Source organism: Paenibacillus sp. MBLB1832 (genome assembly GCF_032271945.1).
GTDB lineage: Bacteria > Bacillota > Bacilli > Paenibacillales > NBRC-103111 > Paenibacillus_E > Paenibacillus_E roseopurpureus.
Genome location: NZ_CP130319.1, coordinates 323,240 through 340,534, shown reverse-complemented (window position 1 = coordinate 340,534; position 17,295 = coordinate 323,240). Strand labels below are relative to the sequence as shown.

The 17,295-nt window shown below is 46.3% G+C and carries 13 protein-coding genes; 5 read left to right on the top strand and 8 right to left on the bottom strand.

The genetic code is table 11. The annotated features are described in order from the left end of the window. Nucleotides 1–43 precede the first annotated feature (43 nt). The 3 genes from MJB10_RS01575 to MJB10_RS01565 form a co-directional block, all read right to left on the bottom strand. Entirely contained in the window at nt 44–1,975 is a 1,932-nt protein-coding gene (locus tag MJB10_RS01575; protein WP_314800970.1) for a DUF2334 domain-containing protein, read from the bottom strand. 97 nt (nt 1,976–2,072) lie between these two features. Further along, nucleotides 2,073–3,899, bottom strand: coding sequence for a diguanylate cyclase domain-containing protein (locus MJB10_RS01570; protein ID WP_314800969.1), 1,827 nt, complete (start codon nt 3,897–3,899; stop codon nt 2,073–2,075). A gap of 184 nt (nt 3,900–4,083) precedes the next feature. Continuing rightward, the gene (locus tag MJB10_RS01565) at nt 4,084–4,599 is read right to left on the bottom strand and encodes a GGDEF domain-containing protein (protein ID WP_314800967.1); all 516 of its coding nucleotides are present in this window, start codon (nt 4,597–4,599) and stop codon (nt 4,084–4,086) included. 421 nt (nt 4,600–5,020) lie between these two features. Here MJB10_RS01565 and MJB10_RS01560 point away from each other — a divergent pair, with 421 nt between their 5' ends. After that, nucleotides 5,021–5,236, top strand: coding sequence for a hypothetical protein (locus MJB10_RS01560; RefSeq protein ID WP_314800964.1), 216 nt, complete (start codon nt 5,021–5,023; stop codon nt 5,234–5,236). Between the two features lie 63 nt (nt 5,237–5,299). Here MJB10_RS01560 and MJB10_RS01555 read toward each other — a convergent pair whose 3' ends face one another. Further along, nucleotides 5,300–8,461 carry an S-layer homology domain-containing protein gene (locus tag MJB10_RS01555; protein ID WP_314800961.1) on the bottom strand — a complete coding sequence of 1,054 codons (3,162 nt, stop codon included), beginning with the start codon at nt 8,459–8,461 and terminating at the stop codon, nt 5,300–5,302. 190 nt (nt 8,462–8,651) lie between these two features. Here MJB10_RS01555 and MJB10_RS01550 point away from each other — a divergent pair, with 190 nt between their 5' ends. Next, the gene (locus tag MJB10_RS01550) at nt 8,652–8,810 is read left to right on the top strand and encodes a hypothetical protein (RefSeq protein ID WP_314800958.1); all 159 of its coding nucleotides are present in this window, start codon (nt 8,652–8,654) and stop codon (nt 8,808–8,810) included. A 40-nt stretch (nt 8,811–8,850) separates the two neighbouring features. Next, a complete protein-coding gene (locus MJB10_RS01545) occupies nt 8,851–9,111 on the top strand; it encodes a hypothetical protein (protein WP_314800955.1) in 261 nt (86 codons plus the stop codon). A gap of 697 nt (nt 9,112–9,808) precedes the next feature. Here MJB10_RS01545 and MJB10_RS01540 read toward each other — a convergent pair. Continuing rightward, on the bottom strand, nt 9,809–10,384 hold the full coding sequence (locus MJB10_RS01540; protein ID WP_314800952.1) for a TerD family protein: 576 nt from the start codon (nt 10,382–10,384) through the stop codon (nt 9,809–9,811). Nucleotides 10,385–10,439: 55 nt separating this feature from the next. Here MJB10_RS01540 and MJB10_RS01535 point away from each other — a divergent pair, with 55 nt between their 5' ends. Next, nucleotides 10,440–10,586, top strand: coding sequence for a carboxymuconolactone decarboxylase family protein (locus tag MJB10_RS01535; RefSeq protein ID WP_314800949.1), 147 nt, complete (start codon nt 10,440–10,442; stop codon nt 10,584–10,586). A 30-nt stretch (nt 10,587–10,616) separates the two neighbouring features. On the opposite strand, the gene MJB10_RS01530 is transcribed toward MJB10_RS01535, so the two are convergent. The 3 genes from MJB10_RS01530 to MJB10_RS01520 form a co-directional block, all read right to left on the bottom strand. Next, the gene (locus MJB10_RS01530) at nt 10,617–12,662 is read right to left on the bottom strand and encodes a methyl-accepting chemotaxis protein (protein WP_314800947.1); all 2,046 of its coding nucleotides are present in this window, start codon (nt 12,660–12,662) and stop codon (nt 10,617–10,619) included. A 226-nt stretch (nt 12,663–12,888) separates the two neighbouring features. Further along, on the bottom strand, nt 12,889–15,030 hold the full coding sequence (locus tag MJB10_RS01525) for a methyl-accepting chemotaxis protein (protein ID WP_314800943.1): 2,142 nt from the start codon (nt 15,028–15,030) through the stop codon (nt 12,889–12,891). Nucleotides 15,031–15,055: 25 nt separating this feature from the next. After that, nucleotides 15,056–15,874, bottom strand: coding sequence for a putative bifunctional diguanylate cyclase/phosphodiesterase (locus tag MJB10_RS01520; protein ID WP_314800941.1), 819 nt, complete (start codon nt 15,872–15,874; stop codon nt 15,056–15,058). A gap of 292 nt (nt 15,875–16,166) precedes the next feature. Between MJB10_RS01520 and MJB10_RS01515 the strand changes: the two genes are divergently transcribed. Further along, nucleotides 16,167–17,285, top strand: a complete 1,119-nt coding sequence (locus tag MJB10_RS01515; protein ID WP_314800938.1) for a sulfate ABC transporter substrate-binding protein — start codon at nt 16,167–16,169, stop codon at nt 17,283–17,285. Nucleotides 17,286–17,295: the final 10 nt, after the last annotated feature.

Below are 17,295 nucleotides of genomic sequence, written 5' to 3'. Positions count from 1 at the left end.
ACGATGCAAAAGAGGTGTCCTGATCGGACACCCCTCACCACACTCATCGCTGCGTCACTGCGCCTCGGAACGACAAAGCCAGATCCAGCACATGCTCCGCTTCATTATAGGAAGCTACATCGGCCTTCTGATTACCGTCGAAGTCGGCAACGACGGCTTCGCGCTTCGCGCCCGTCGCCCACGGGCCGAAGGCATTGTCCAGCGGCTGGAAGCGGTGCTCCCCTTTATTTTCGAACACATGCCATATGCCTGTCTCGGCTGTATACGTAATCAAGTCGCTGCGGCCATCGCCATTCGCGTCTCCGACGAGCAGTTGATCGCCACGCCCTGTCTTCACACTATCCACCGCCTGCGGAGGGGCAAATCGGCCTCCTCGTCCATGGTAGAGGATCGAGATTTTGCGGGCCTTACGCGAGTAACACAGGATATCATCAGCATCAGGGCCCTCGAATCGACCTGGATACAGGTCGGTATCGTCATCAAGCTCCGAGGTCACTTCGGCATATTCGAGCTGCTGATGCAGATAGCTGATCTCCACAATGCCCTTCTCTCCCTTGGCGATCAGGCCCCTTCCCTCTTCCGATTGGAAAGGCTTCAGCCCGTGAAGGCCCGCTGGGACAATCCCTACAGATTCAGGTGTTCGGAAATGTCCTTTATCCGCCCAGGCGACACGCATATCACCAGTCAGCTCGTTGTAGGCGAGCAAGTCTTCCTTGCGATCTCCGTTCAGATCAATCAACAGCGTCTGTTCCTCAGGGGCAAAAGCTTCCTTCAACCACACCTGCGACGCTTCTTGCGGCCGATTCCGAGGCCATGTATACGTGCCAGGGATGACGAGTACGCGATGGGCTTGACGCACGATGACATCGGCATGCCCTTGACCTGTCACATCGCCAAGCATCACATTGCGCAGCTTCGTGCCGAGCGGCAGACTCACGCGATGCGCAGGCGAGAAGGGAACGATATCGTAGAGCGAGCTCCAACGATAGCCCTGCGCCTTGAAGCCTTGTACCAGCTTATGAAGATAAGAGGCATCCTCCCCTTTTTTATACCGATAGAGGGGAAGTTGATCCTTCATGATTGCTTTGCCCTCAGCATCCAACTCTGGCTCCAGCTTGGCGAATTCCAAGAAAGGATGGAAGTAGAAGGAAGCTAAGGCGTCATCGGACTTCGCTTTACTCAGAATTTGCTCAACAGAGCTGGCGTCACTCACATATCGGAACGGTGCAGGGATATAGACCGAGCCTAGACTGTCCTGACCGAACGTATTGACCGTATCGTGGTAGTTCACGTCTTTGGTGGAACCTTTTACATAAATATCAGGTTGAAATAGCATCCCCATATAGGAGCGGAAAATGGCCTGTTGCTCACGCGTATCCTGATAATGCGGCGATTCCCAGAATACAGGATGCAAATCCGCTTTGGCGAAGGCCGCCAAGCTGTCTTTCAGACGTTCCACCGCATAGGAGGTTTCTTTCGTTTCTGGTGCACCGTCCACATTAAACTCAGCGCCGATGCCTGAATTTTGTTCGCCGTCCTCACGATAGGACTCCCCGTACTGGTGGCGGTAGCCGTGCATGCCCAGCAGCCCGCCTTGGCGCTCAGCCCCTTGCAACAAAGAGATAAAAGCGCTTACAACAGGGTCAGGGTTCGGATCATCGATCCCTCTTTCTTGCCAGACGCCATCGGCTTTCAAGCTCATTCTGCGCGGAATGACCGCCACATGAAAAGGCACATCTTCAGATGCCAAATAATCGATCACAGCCCGTAGTTTGCCGAGACCTTCCAATGTATTGTAATCGCCGCCAAGCCCCACATCCTCCAGACGGATGAGCACTTGCCGCTTCTCCAGACGTTTATTGATTTGAGGGGAGACGCTCGGTTCTGCTTTCGTTGGGATATAAGCAAATGCTGCTGCCACAATCATCCCGCCGAACACACCGAGACCAATTTGCTTCCAAAGTTTACGTTTCACACTAGATGGCTCCCCTAATTGATGTCTATCACACTCGTAATTAGTAGTTCAACTTCTCGACTGCATCCTCCTACCAAAAAGGTGACAGACTTGTCGACTACTGCGCCTCCGAAATGGCTGCATACAAGCAGTAATTATTTTTGCCTCGCATCTTCGCCTCGTACATCGCTTGATCCGCATGCTGCAGCAGCGTCTTCCCTATGGTTCCGTCAATAGGATAGATAGCGACGCCAATGCTGGCCGTAACATGAATCTCCTTACCGTCTACCGTGTCTAATTCATTAATCGTTTGAATAATGGTTTGGGCAATCTGCTCTAATTGCTCCTCTGTTTCCAACCTATTCAGCAAAACGATAAACTCATCGCCCGCCCAGCGCGCACAAATGCCGCGGTTTCCGACACAGCCTTGAAGGATGCCGGCAACTTCCTGCAGCAACCGATCACCCATTTCATGACCATAGGTGTCATTCACCTTCTTGAAACCGTCCAAATCCATAAAATAAATAACGGGCAGCATCTTGCTTTCTTTGGCCTGCTGCATCGCCTCCATCAGCCGTTCTCCCAAATATCTGCGGTTCGGGAGCCCCGTCAATTCGTCGTAATACACCATCCGAACTTCGTCCGTTCGATCATGGAATCCGAATAAATGTCCGAGCAGCGTGCCATCTGTCTCATTCGCAATCGGGCTGACATAGCACTCGTAATACTTCGTCTTTTCTTTGCTGTTTACCATCGAAACCCGCTCACGGAAAGGCTTCATGCGACCTTGCAAATAGCCCTCGATCATTTCAGATAAAGAACCCTGCGCAGCTTTCAGACACGAACAGTAAACCGCCAACTTCTCGCCGCGAAGCAGTGGCTTTTCGAATAAACGCTCGAAACGTCGATTGGCGAAAATAACGTTTCCCTCGCTATCGCACATCACAATCGCTTCCCTGCTGGAGGCTAGCATGCGCTCGATGATCTCTTTTTGTTCTGCGATTTTCCTCTCTGCAAGCTGGCTTTCACCGAGCAACTCTTTATAATTGCTTTCGCTCTCGCTTACTTTGCGGTACAGCTTCGACATCTCCACGTACATCTTATTAAATTCATAGATCATCCCTGACAGAACGGCATTCGCACACACGAACGTGTTTAACTTCGCAACATACCATCCCACGCTGTACCTGCCGCCGCCGCACATGACGACTGCCACATCCAGCATTGAGGCCAGCAAGGCAACACATAACCATGCCGATGTGACGGTGCTTCCACGCGATATCTTGTAAAATACGACCAAAGCAGCCAAGCTGATGAGGACAATCGGTAAGCCAAAACCGTAAATAAACCAGGGTGTAAGACGGCCTTGGCTGAGAAGAACAGGCAGCAAGCTTTCCCCGTACAAGCAAACAGCCGTCAATAGACCAATCAGAAACAGCGTCCCCGAGATGCCCAGCACCACAAGTTGGCGTGCCCTTTGAGCACTAAGCTCAACCGCTTTATAGGCATGATCCAACCACATATAGAGGAACAGGGCGAGCGGGAGTCCGAAATGCCCTAATATATACATCCAAGGAGCTGTCTGTGAACTGGCATGGAACAATCCCGTAGGAGAGAAAATGCCTGGGAACACAAGCATATACATCAAGCTCATACCCGCCGAGTAAAGATAACCTGTACCCAGCACAAGCACAGCAGGCGCTCGATTGATTAAAAATTGACTAAATAGCACATAGGCTGTGATTAGTTCGAAACAAATAACGGTCGAAAAAATCGCCGGTTGATACGCCTGAAATTCCGGCAGCTTACTACTAGCAATCGGTAACGAAAGCAAAGAAATCAAGCAAACAATGGCGCCGAAAATGAAGGTAAATCTTCGCTGCGAGCGGCTTCCTGGCATCGTTAATAGATTATGGATGGTAAGTTTAGATGCTTGAACATTCATCATGGAAGCCCTCCAACTCGGAAATAGATTTCAATCCAAAATTATTCGACAAAAAGCGCTGATTTCCTTTCGAAATCGGCAAAAATCATGAAATTCATGTAAAACGCACACTATTTCTGTCTATGCGTTCTTGTTGGCAGTTAAATAGACAAAAGCACCCTAATGGGTGCTTCTTCCTTTCCATTCAACTTACCGAATGCGTAGTTCCCATCGCGCTGACAGGTTGGCATTTTCTCCCCATTTTCAAAGCATACATATCCTGATCCGCTACATGCAATAAATCCTCCAATGTCTGCGCTTCATCTGGATACATGGCTGTTCCAATGGAAACCGAAAGATCTATTTGAAACTCTTGAGAAGCTATCGCCAATTCCCGCTGCATATGAGCAATCAGCATCTCTTCTGTGTATGCACTCGACGGGGTAGATAAGAGCAAAAACTCATCCCCCGCCCACCGTGCGGCTACATCCTTCTTTTGCCCATAGAGCAGTAGAATATTTGCAATTCGTTGCAGGACTTGATCGCCGATTTTGTGCCCGCAGGAGTCATTGATTAATTTAAAATCATCCACGTCGATAAAATATAACACCAGCTTCGCCTGCTTACGATCTACGGAAGCGATGAGCTTCGGGAATGCATCCTGTATGAATCTCCTGTTGTACAGCGTCGTCAGATGATCCTTTTCCGAAAGAAATTTCAATCGATCAAACTGCTTGCCCAACATCCACCCCGCCAATAATAAGCACATACCAAATAAGGGGAACTGAAGTAATGGAACATGATAATAAATAAACGCATACATTCTAAAGGCGATGATTATCACTAAAACGATTGATATTATAAGGATTCTTCCCGAATACTTCATCCTGATCACCATGATTCGATTTGTGTCTTCAATGCTTCTATAGTGACACACTTCTTCTAAGTATGACAAGAAATATTTGGCTGTTTTTTGTTATATTTTTACTTTTAGTTAGAAAAACTAAACCGTATCAGGGCACGATCGACCTCACTGCATGCCGTTTTCACCATGATTCATATGATCTTTACTTCCTGCTCATCTTGCCATGACAATTGCCTATTACAATAAAGATATCATGATTTGACGGAGGCCCCATCCTATGAAAACGAAGATTGGTTTGTTCTTTTTCTGCCTATTCTCCCTTATTGCTGTTGGCGCCGCGGCCAACGAGCTTCAACCAGAGAAGTCTTCCGAGACGGCACGTACCGAGCATGTAATCGTGCGTCCGTACTCTCCCGAGCTGTATGACTCCACCGAACAATTCGAGTACGAATTCGAGTGGCAGCATGGGAAGATTATTGCGAATCCTCAGTAGATGGTATAACGAAAAAGCACCCAGTGATGGGTGCTTTTTCGTTTAGGCGTTTGGATGCTCGTACTATTCAACAGTTACACGGACAGTTGAAGTTGCGCCGCCAGCGTAGGTAACTGTTACATCAAACACATCGCCTGCTGTAACGGTGGATGCTGTTACTGCGGCATTTGCCAATCCATTGTTCGTAATGCTGATTGCACCAGTTACAGGTGTAATTGTAACACGCGGAGCAGCTACTGTTGTTCCGTCAGCAAATGTTATATCGCCTGCCGCTGCCGCTGCGACTACGGAGACACCATATTGATCAGTTACAACAATGTTTGTTTTGTCATTACCTGCAGTAATATTTGCGATGGAGAATCCAGCACCAGCAGTATGCTTCATTGTAGTTACAGCAGTCGAGCTAGTCGTATTGTCATTTACAAACTTAACTGTTTTTACTGAAGGAGCAACCTTGGAAATTGTAACATCTTGGTTGAATTGTTGACCAGTTGCATTAATTGTCACCGTAATTGGAGCAACAACCTCTGTCTTATCAGTACCGTACGTTGCCGCAGTTGTTTGGTCAATTACTGAATCACCACTAACATCTGTTTGTACTGCGCTATTTGTTGAAGTAATCGTATAATCATTAGATACAGATAGTAGAACTTTGCTGCCGTCAGCTAATACTCCATAAACTTTAACAGCCTTATCATAAGCAGCAGCATCAGTATTTGCAGCAGCAGCACCTTTTTCATCATATACGGTGCCTACTGTATCTACAGAGTAAGAAACATACTCTGTACCATCTGTGACGCGCATAGTCACTTCCCCAGCGCTTGCAGTTTGAGGAGTACCTGCTTTTACTAATGTAAATGTTAATTTTTCAGTACCGTTAGCTGCACCTGCTGTTACAGTTACTGGAGTTACTGTTCCTCCAGAACTTGTAATATTTTTAGCTGCATCAGTATTACCTACAGCTACTACTGTAGCATTTTCATCTTCTGTAACTAGGATTTTATTACCAGCATCAAGCCATGTAGTTACAGCAGCATCCGTCATGACACGACCGTATTGATCTTCTACTACTAAGTTGCTAACACCTACAGTTGTTGAAGCAGAACCTACTAAAGTCTTGCCAAAGTCAGCGTCTACCCCTCTTATAACTGTAGGAATTGCTTCATCTTTTACGTTAAGTGTAAGTGTCGATACTTTGTTGCTAGATGTAACAGCAATCAGGGAAACTACGCCTTTTGTAGATACTTGAGCAGCTGGAACTTTAATGACTACTGCGCCATCTTTAAGTTCGAACGGATTGGTTAATGTTGCACTGCCGACAGTGACTTTTGTTCCTTTTGTTGCGTCGTTAAGGGTCTTTACATCAGTAATTGCTTTACCAGTTTTATCTAAAGCTTCAACACCAATATAAACATCTTCATTAGCTGCAACTAACCCTGGATTTGTAAGATTTACAACATCTGAACGTACCGACTCAACTACTTTAACCTCTAATGATGCACTCTTACCAGATGTTGTCGAAATTAATGTAACGATATTTGAACCTACTGTAATGCCTGCTGCAGGAGCATTAATTGGCAAAGCTACTGTATCTACACCATCAACTTTAATTGTTGTGAATGCAGTTGCAGCATCAGTGGATGCATTATTAGTTTCGTTGACAAGTAAATTAGCAGCGCTTAGTTTTGCTGGATTAGTAATGGCAGTACCATACTGATCTTTTGCATCTACTAATAAGTAGAACTTGTCAGTTGCAAGATTAGTGTCTTCATTTAGTTGTTTACCATCTTTGTTGTAAAGCTTCACGATAGAGATGTCTGCAACTTTCGCTTCTGAAGAGACTGTGAGAGTAGCAGTTGCAGAAACAGCAGTTGCTGGATGAATAAGAGTCACACTAACTTTATCATTTGTAGCAAAGTCCGTTTTTGCGATTGTAAACTTCCCAGCAGTCGCATCAGGTGTACCAACAGTTGAATTCGAAGTTAAATCTGTGGTGCTAGTAATATCTTCACCATATTGGTTGGTAACCTTATAACCAACAGTGGCACCATCAATATTCCCATCTGCATCAAAATCTGAAAGAGGAGCAGTTTGAGATAGGAATTCAATTTTAGATACTTTTTCACTCACTGCTGTTATCGTTTTAGTAAGTGGTGCAGTAGAAAGCCCTGAAACACTAATTGCATAATCACCATCTGTCAATTTGCTGCTCAACTCAAGAGTAGCGGTTTTCTTATCAGCAGAGAAGGTAGTTGTAGCAATGTTAGTTGTAATCGTGCCCTTCTTCACAGCAAATACCGCTTTGGTATCGTCAACCGCTTTGTTAAACGTTACCGTTAGTTGCTTAGCCCCTGTCGCTTTAACATCGCTAAGCGTAACAGCCTGCGTAGCGCTAACCGCCACATCCGCCGCATACGAACCGCTCACCAGGTCAGCGCGACTTGCCATTTTGGAACCGTCTGCGCCAAGGTCAATACCGTTTGCTTTGGCTACATCCATGTAACCTTGGTACCATGGGGTGCCTGGTGTTTGTTTAACGTCAGCTGTTTTACCAAGACCTTTTACGAACATGGTAGCCAATTGTCCGAGTGTTACGTTATCTTTCGGTGCGAAGGTAGTATCCGTCATACCGTCGATAATGCCAGCTTTTTTAGCCGCTTCGATGTAAGGAATCGACCAGCTGATCGATCCATCCGTTGAGCTGACATCCGCAAAACTTGACTTTGTTTCTGTGCCGACAGTTAAACCCATGACTTTGGAAACGAGCTTAGCTGCTTCAGCACGTGTCATATTGCCAGTGATATCAAACGTTGTATCTGTTTTACCTTCCATGTAACCCTTAGCAAGCAAAGCATCCACTTTGGCTTTCAGCCCTGCATCAATACCAACAAGATCCGTAAAGTCTGCGGACGTTTTTACACCTGATGTCTGCGTTACTGCAGGCGGGGTTGTAGGAGTTGTAGGATTAGCTTCAGCCGCGTGTGCGAGTCCCCCCGACAGAGGAATCGTAGAGACGAGCATGCCCCCCAGCATAACTCTCGCTACGTTGACTCTTATTTTGGGGTACTTCTTCTTTACATAAGCTTGGATATCATTTGTTAATCCTTGCTTTTCCTTATTATTGGGTCCCGATTCACTTGCAAATTCGACATCCTGTGTGTCAAGGTAAATGATTACTTCATAACCATCTTTCGTTCGTTTGAGTTCATCACGTAAAATATTCAACTTTAACACCCTCCAAATTAGCTATTTAGTTAGCGCAGTAATTAGACGGCTTCCTATCGTCGCATTGTTATCTTTTCCTTCATCGGAAATGCTATTCACGTTCTAGGATTCTTTTCAGCAACTTTGCTAGAAGGTATTCGACAAATTTTTACAGGATCTCTACCGTTTTTCTTCATTCATGGCGCAATAGATGAGTCTAAACTTAGATTTGAAAACCATGCTGCTAACACTCGTCATCAGACAGCTATTCACCGCGGTATTCATTATGCCTATTGGTGTCAGCATAAGAGCGATCCTACAATCCGATACTTTTTCTTTGCAAAATGTGTGCAAGCCACGGCATGGCTGATCCTTATGCTACGCGGCGGCGTGACAGATACATTTACGGTATGCCTTGTGAATTCATCACGCGAAACCTGTATTTCGCCTGGGTCCTCGCAGGTATTGTCGGCTTTCACAGCATCCTGCTGATCCAGAATACAGAAAATTTTCGCATCGCTTTTGTTTCCATCTGCTTGGCTTCTGCTCTTCTGCTGCCTGCGTACCGTATGATTCACAGAAAAAGCACATCCACGTTGACCAATGTTCTTGGCTGGTTTTATTTAACGATCCTTTGCTTATTGCAGCCAATACAGGCTTCATTCTCTTAATGAAAGAACAAGCCGACCAAGCTCTGCTCCGCCTGGCAAACTATAATGATTTAACGGGGACGTTAAACCGCAGGACGTTTATTTCACGGACTCACTATTACCTTGCCGCTTATGCCAAGAAAAAGAAGCCAATCTCGCTGTTGCTTTTTGATGTCCCGAGGCACTGTGGATACGGAGCAGCATATTGTGCATGTGTAAAAAATAAATAGCTCCCGACGTCTTTCCAGGACGGGAGCGTTAAGGCTGTCGCTTATGAGAGCGGCGGCCTTTCTTTTTCACAGCTGTTTATTGCATGACGTTTGTGACAAACTACAAAACACTTTGTATTGTGAGAACTTGGACGACAAGATTCCTGATACTTTGCATCTCATTCTTGTTAATTTAATCATAGTCACCTAAATCAGACGGAAAGTAGGTTGGTATGATGCTGTCACTCAATAACAAGCCCATACAGCTCGCACAATTAGCAAAGCTAATCCAAATGGATGAACATCGTCTTTCTCATATATGTCGGGGGATCGAGGAAAATGGGTACATGTTTACCCGGAACGAACACGGGCATATTGATCTATTTGATAAGGATATTACGGTAGTGTTGAGTTTTTGTTGGTGACGAGATGTCAGCTGCCAATGACGAGCTTGAAATATAAAAAGAGGCACCTGCCCAAATTAGGCCTGTGCTTCTTACAACTTCACCCTACTCCAACCCATAATTCCTAACCAGCGCCGCCAAGCCACCCGCAAAACCACTGCCAATCGCCTGGAATTTCCAATCACTTCCATATCGATAAAACTCACAGAAGACGACAGCCGTTTCAATCGAAAACTCTTCACCCAAATCGTATCGCATAATTTCCTGCTTTGTAACTTCATTCACTACCCTCACGAATGCATGGCTAACTTGTCCAAAATTTTGAGAACGTTGACTAGCCTCATGAATCGTCACGGTAATGCCAATCCGGTTGATCGTGGCTGGGATCTTAGCAAAATCAATGATGATTTGTTCGTCATCACCGTCGCCTTCCCCCGTTCGATTGTCACCTGTGTGAAGGACCGCACCGTCATATGCTTGGAGGTTATTATAAAAAACGAAATCTGCTGCTGATTTTGCTTTACCATCTTCATGAAGAAGAAAGGCCGATGCATCCAGATCGAATTCGCCTCCCCCTTGGTATCTATTAATATCCCAGCCAAGTCCCACGATTATTTTGGTTAGACCTGGGTTTGTTTTCGTTAAGTCGATACGTTGACCTTTAGACAAATCGATTGACATGGTTATCTCACCTTTCGCTCAGCTTACTGAGTTTAGTTTACCATATTTTATGTGATTGTTGCGCGCTGCAACGAACGACAAAAAACTTCCGCTCATTGTATTTAATGAGCAGGAATTCATGGTGCTGGTTATGGCGATTAACACCATCAATAGCTGGAATCGAATTGGCATAGCCACACGTTTGCTGCCGAGTCGAAAATAGAAGAGAGCACCCTAATGGGCGCTCTCTCACTTATACAACAAATTTGCTGACTTCATTTCTTAGCAGTACCGCAATTCCGCTCATTTCTTTGAGATTGTTGGACAACAAATCAATGGACGCATGCTGTTCTTGGATAAAAGCAGATACCTCTTGGGTAGATGCGGTCATTTCCTGTGAAGTCGCTGATGCTTCTTCAATCGCGGTTAGCACATGCTTGGAATTGCCCAGCACCATATCAATCGTTTGCAGCAAATGCGTAATGCTCACTTCGGTGTCATCAACATGCACCTGAATTTTTTGCAGCGAAAGGTTGCCCTGCTCTGCCTTCTGCGTAAGTGATGTAACCGCTGTACTGCTGAGCTCCATCATGCGAACGGAAGCTTGCGTCTCCTGTTGGATCACATGGACTAATGCCGCGATTTGCGAGGTCGCCGTGTTCGACTGCTCCGCAAGTTTGCGAATCTCTCCCGCTACGACCCCGAATCCTCTACCGTGCTCACCAGCACGCGCCGCCTCAATAGAAGCATTCAACGCGAGCAGATTGGTCGTCGCTGTAATACCTTCAATTGCGGTCACAAACTCACCGATTTGGTGAGAGCTCTCTTCCAATTTTCGAATAGCAGACATGGTTTCATTGGTAACGCCAACGATTTGATCAACCTCATGTGCCGCCTCCTGCATCGCTTGTCCTCCAGAAGTGGCAACACTCGCAGACTGCTTGGCAAGCTCGACCGACCTTTCCATTTCACGCTTGGTTTCATTGACCTGCTCTTGGGTCCTCGTCATTTTATCGAGGATTCCCATTACCGTCACTGCTTGGGAGCTTGTTCCCGTTGCGATGTTCTCCGCAATGAAAACAACTTGATCGGAGGCTTGACCCACTTCCGTTGCCGATTTGGCCGAGCTGCTTGCAATGTGATCGACCTGATTCGCATAGCTCACAACGTTCGCGACAATCCCTCGCAAATTAGCAATAAACTGATTGAAAGAGGCAGCGAGGTCGCCTATTTCGTTTCGGCTGGAAATGGCTATGCTTTGCGTTAAATCTCCGCCTTTTTCGACCAAACGATTAATTTCATTTCTCAATTTAGTTATCGGCAACGAAACATACTTATGAATAAACCAATACATTAATGCAATGAACAGAGCGATCGCACCAAGGAATACAAGAATGCTGGTTTGCAGATAGTGATTGATTGGATGCATCAATTCCGAATAATCCATAACAGCCACAATTTTCATCCCCGTGTCTCCGACAGGAGCATAAGCGACATAAGCTTCTTCACCAGCATAGTTGGTTTGGATGAAGCTGGCGGCGTCCGCATGAATGATCTGATCGCCAATCGAGCGAACATGTTCGTCCGGATCGTCTGATATTTTGATATCCATCGTTTTTTCTTTGACTGGGTGTGCGATATAAGCGCCATCCGCCGCGAGCATGAAGGCGTGTCCTTGTTCACCGATTTTCATCGATGTCACCAGCTTCTGAAGCTCTTCCAGACCAACATCGATTGTTGTTACGCCAATCACTTCGTTACTTTTCTTTATCATGCCAGTCACCGTAATCATCGCTACACCTGTAACGGCATCCTTATACGGTGAGGACCACACGTTCTGTTTCCCCAGGAAACCGTTCTTATACCACTCTTCCTTTAAATAATCGAAGGTGCCCGTACTGTATTGATCATCAAACACAATACCTTGCTTATCCTTATAAGCGTACCGCGCAAAAAGCTTCGCTTTCGGGTCGAATTTGTTCGGCTCCATCCAGAAACCTCCGCCTACGATAAGCGGATCAGCCGCAACAAACTGCTTCGTGATTTCTTCATTTTTCTTAATGTCCTGAATGGAAGACTGACTAATCGAATACGCGAGCCCTTCCCCCAGTTTCGAAGACCTCTCCAACATCGCGTACAGCTGATCTGCCTGCTTATTTGTCTGCAGCAGCAGTTTTTGTTCGGCATCCTTCAGCACCTGGCTTTTAAATTGCACAAATCCGAACATCGATTGTCCCACAAACATCAATACCGTCATGGATGCCAAAATTAAAACAAGCACAGTTTTTAGACTTCTCATCCTGTCAATTTCCCTTCAGCTTTAATATGTTTGACAACGCTTTCTTGGTCCCATGTGCCTAGTATTCGACATTTTTCTTCATGTTCCTTTTCCTTTTGATAAATGACAACGTTTCTTTCACTTTTCATCGATTCAAATGACTTTAGAAGATAAAAACCTCGGCATCACCGCAATTGCAGTAACACCAAGGCATTCCAATGGTTCAAATTTGTAGTCGTGAATCTAATTACATCTTAAATCTGTCCACCAAAACGAGCAACTCATCTGCCATGTGTGTAAGGCCTGAAGAAGATGATGAAATCTCTTGCATAGAAGCCAACTGCTCTTCTGCAGCCGCAGATACGTTCTGAGTTCCAGATGCTGCTGCCTGAGCCACACTGGCGATGCCTTCAATCGCTTGAACAACTTGCGTGGTTCCAGCTGAAATTTGAAGCGTTGCTGCCGAAACCTGCCGTACTTGGCTATTTACCTCATCGACAGATTGTTCGATCTCAGAAAATAAATGACCTGCCGTATGAACGACTTCCATGCCCAGATTGACTTCCTTAACGGCCGATTGCGTAGATGCCTGAACCTTATCGATCTCAGCCAGAATGGTACGGATTAGACCCTCGATTTTTTCTGTCGACTGGGCGGATTGTCCAGCAAGCTTCTTTACTTCATCGGCTACTACAGCAAATCCGCGTCCGTGTTCACCTGCCCTAGCCGCTTCAATTGCTGCATTAAGCGAGAGCAGATTGGTTTGCTGAGATATTTCTGTGATGGCTTCCGTAATTTGGCTAATCTCTTTGGAAGTAACGGCGAGTTGGGCAATTACTTGCGCAAGTCCATCCACAGAACTGCTAATGGAGCTCATCTGGCCTATAGCGGTTTGAATTGCACGTCCGCCTTCCGAAGATTTCTCAGAGGCCGTTGTTGTCGTCACCTGAGCAGATTGTGCGTTCACTGCAATTTGCTGAATTTTTGCCGATACTTCATGGATGGTTTGAACGCTTTCCTCTACCTTGTAAACCTGCTGATTAGCCCCATCCGCCATCCGCTCGGTAATCCCCGCAATATGCTCGGTTGCCTTGGAGCTCTGCTCTGCGCTTGCCGATAGCTGCTGCGAAGAAGCAGCCAGCTGATTAGAGGATTGACTTACTTCAAGCAGCACGGATTGGAACGATTCGCAAATATGGTTAAAGCTATTCGCAACGACTCGGAACTCGTCCTTCGTACTAATTTGAAAGCGTACTGTCAAATCGCCGTCAGCAAGTTGCAGAGCGGCCTTCTCCATATCGAGAACTGCACGAGTAATCGAACGATACAGCGCCACAAACAGATAGATGGATGCCAATACCGCTAATAAACAAATCAGTTGAGTCAAAATCGCTATCTTGTTCTCGCTGGCAGCACGCTTATGCAAACTTTGATCGATCCAATCGATCCGCCCACTCCACTGCTCATAGAAGCGATCTGCCACCTCGCCCGATAACTTTTGCCAATCTTGTACCTGCAGTGAAGCTTTGAGCGGCATAATAACTTTGGACTTAACTTCATCCAACATCCGTGTAACGGCTTCCTGCGTTTGCTCGTCTCCAGCTTTCACACCATGATGTGCGACTGCTTGGGCAGTATCCGAAGAAGCTTGAAAAATGGCCGCCCATTCCGTTTGAACCGTTTCTGCTCCCGCTGCAATTTTATTTTTATCATTTACGCCAAATGTTGATAAAGTAACGGCCATCAGCGTATCGAGCTGAAAGTTATCGAAGTGAAGTAAGAGTTCGGGAAATTGCCGAATGGTCTCATCCTTGATTTGAAATAGTTCTGGTTGCGAATCCAATAGAAGGCCTGACGTCATTCCCAACCGATCGATTAGCTTGGATAACTGGTTGGATAATACCGTGTGTGCGTCAAAGCTTTCAATACGTTTAAGTTCAAGCCCTTTCGTTTTTAATTGGTCCCACTGGCTGACGAAGTCGCGCCACGCCTCCTGCAGAGATTGATCCTCACCTTCCTTCGCCACGTAGATTCCAAGCATTTCAATCGCAATGTCCGCTTTGGCTTCTGCAGCTTTCGAACGCGCGACATCCGAGGGATTATTCCGAGCACTCTCCTGCAGTGTCCGATGCAGCTCCAGCGTACGTAATAAATCGCCTACTGTACGCACGGCCTCCAAACCATCCATCTGCTTGTGAACAGCAGACAGCGAGACGCGCGAGTCAATAACAGACTGACCCGTCAACACGAGCAATGGCACAAGCACCACAATGCCGATCAACGCAAACTTACCCAAGAAAGTAAGCCGATTTAGCAATAAGATCCCAGGCTTCAAGCCGCGCGATCCGATGGACTTCCACCATCGAATGAGAATAATAAATCGTTCCATCGTACCTCAACATCTCCTTCACAAATTAAATGACAAACAAGTTTAAACCTAGATGATGAGAATAATATTGTTCCCATTGTGAGCATGTCATCGGCTGCCCGTAATAAAACCCTTGTGCAACGCTGCACCCCAGTTCCAGCAGAACCTTTTCCTGTTCGGCGTGTTCGACACCTTCGGCGATGACATCAATGCCCCGTCGATTCGCAAGGAGAATAATGGCCGAAACGATGAAGCGCTGATTATCATCTGTGTGAATGTTTCGTATTAACGACCTGTCCAGCTTCAACCGATCGATAGGTAATTGGTGCATACGATGATAATTGCTTAATCCAGCACCAAAATCGTCAATGGCTATTCTAATTCCCAAATTACGGACCTCACGAAGCTTCCGGCTTACTTGATCAACGCGCTCAAGCTCCATAGATTCCGTGATTTCTAGTTCGAGAAATTGGGGATCGACTCCAGTCTCTTGGATGACACGGTACAAGTCTTCCAGAAAAGCCGGGCTGTTCAATTGATTAGGCGATATATTGATGGAAATAAACAGCGGCGGAAGCCCACGCGCGGCAAAGCGATGGTTCGCCCTACACCCTTCCCGCATGACCCATAAACCAAGTTGTACGATAAGTCCGTTCTCTTCGGCCATTGGAATAAAGGATGATGGCGGTATTAAACCATAATTCGGATGATTCCAGCGGACAAGTCCTTCAATACCTACGATATACCGATGCTTCATGTCGATTTGCGGCTGATAGTAGAGACTCAATTGATCAGTTTCAATGGCTCTCCCCAAATCCTTTTTTAAAGAAGAAAATGAAATGGGTACGTTGACAATAAGAATCACCTTCTATTCTACTCTCGAAAATTAAATATAATAAATCCGATAAGTTTACTTAGTTTTGGATTGTAGCATGAAGGATTTACCATGTCAACAAATGTCAAATATGAAGAAATGTTTGCCGGACTTTGTCGATTTGCACCTAAATCCCTTAAGGAAGGCCGTCTAAAATTTCTGTTGACAGAACTTTCCTTTCAATGTTAAATTGATTTCAAAATAACACCAAGTAAACACATCGGAATTGTTAAGTTATTGGTTTAGCCAAAACATTTAAGCAGTAAGAGAGGGGTCATTATTCATGGGGAACACAATTGCTTGGAAACCGCTTGTAAAACGAACGTCATCATTATTCGTGCTGTCTGCACTCATTGCAGGTACAGTCGCTTGCGGGGGTAAGGAAACAACGACACAGCCTGCTGCCACGGCAGCAGCCACAAATGCAGCAACTGCTGCGGCCAGCACCAAACCAGCAGGAGGCAAATCCTACGAGTTGCTCAACGTATCGTATGACCCGACGCGGGAGTTATATGAAGCGTACAACAAAGCGTTCGCTAAGCAGTATGAAGAGAAGACAGGCAACAAAGTAACGATCAAGCAATCTCATGGCGGTTCCGGCAAGCAGGCGCGATCCGTCATCGACGGGATCAAGGCCGATGTGGTAACACTGGCGCTGTCCGCAGATATCGATCCATTGGAGAAGGAAGGCCTGATCCAGCCAGGCTGGCAGCAGGAGTTCAAACTCAACAGTGCACCGTACACATCAACGATCGTGCTCCTCGTACGCAAGGGCAATCCTAAAGGCATCAAAGACTGGGATGATTTGATCAAACCAGGCATTGAGGTTATTACGCCAAATCCGAAAACGTCGGGCGGCGCGCGTTGGAACTACGTCGCAGCTTGGGCGTACTCGCTGGGCAAAGGCAACGATGAAGCGCAAACGAAGGCGTTTGTCGGCAATATTTACAAGAACGTCAAGGTGCTTGGCACTGGCGCACGCGACTCAACGACAACATTTGTTGAGCAAGGTATTGGCGATGTGCTGATCGCTTGGGAGAACGAAGCTTTGCTATCCGTGAAATCGGAACCGAACAAGTATGAAATCGTCTATCCGTCCGTCTCCGTCCTTGCTGAGCCGCCAGTAGCAGTTGTAGATAAAGTTGCAGACAGCAGAGGCACACAGGAAGTTGCCAAAGCGTATCTTGATTATTTGTACAGCGATGAAGGCCAAACGATTGCCGCAGAAAACTTCTACCGTCCGACTTCTGAGGCGATTGCGAAAAAATACGAGTCCAAATTTCCGAAACTTAAACTCGTGACGATCAATGACGCGCCATACGGCGGTTGGGCGAAAGTACAATCGGCTCATTTCAACGATGGAGGCATCTTCGATCAGATTTACAAACCAGCAGCTAAATAAAAGGGGTTAA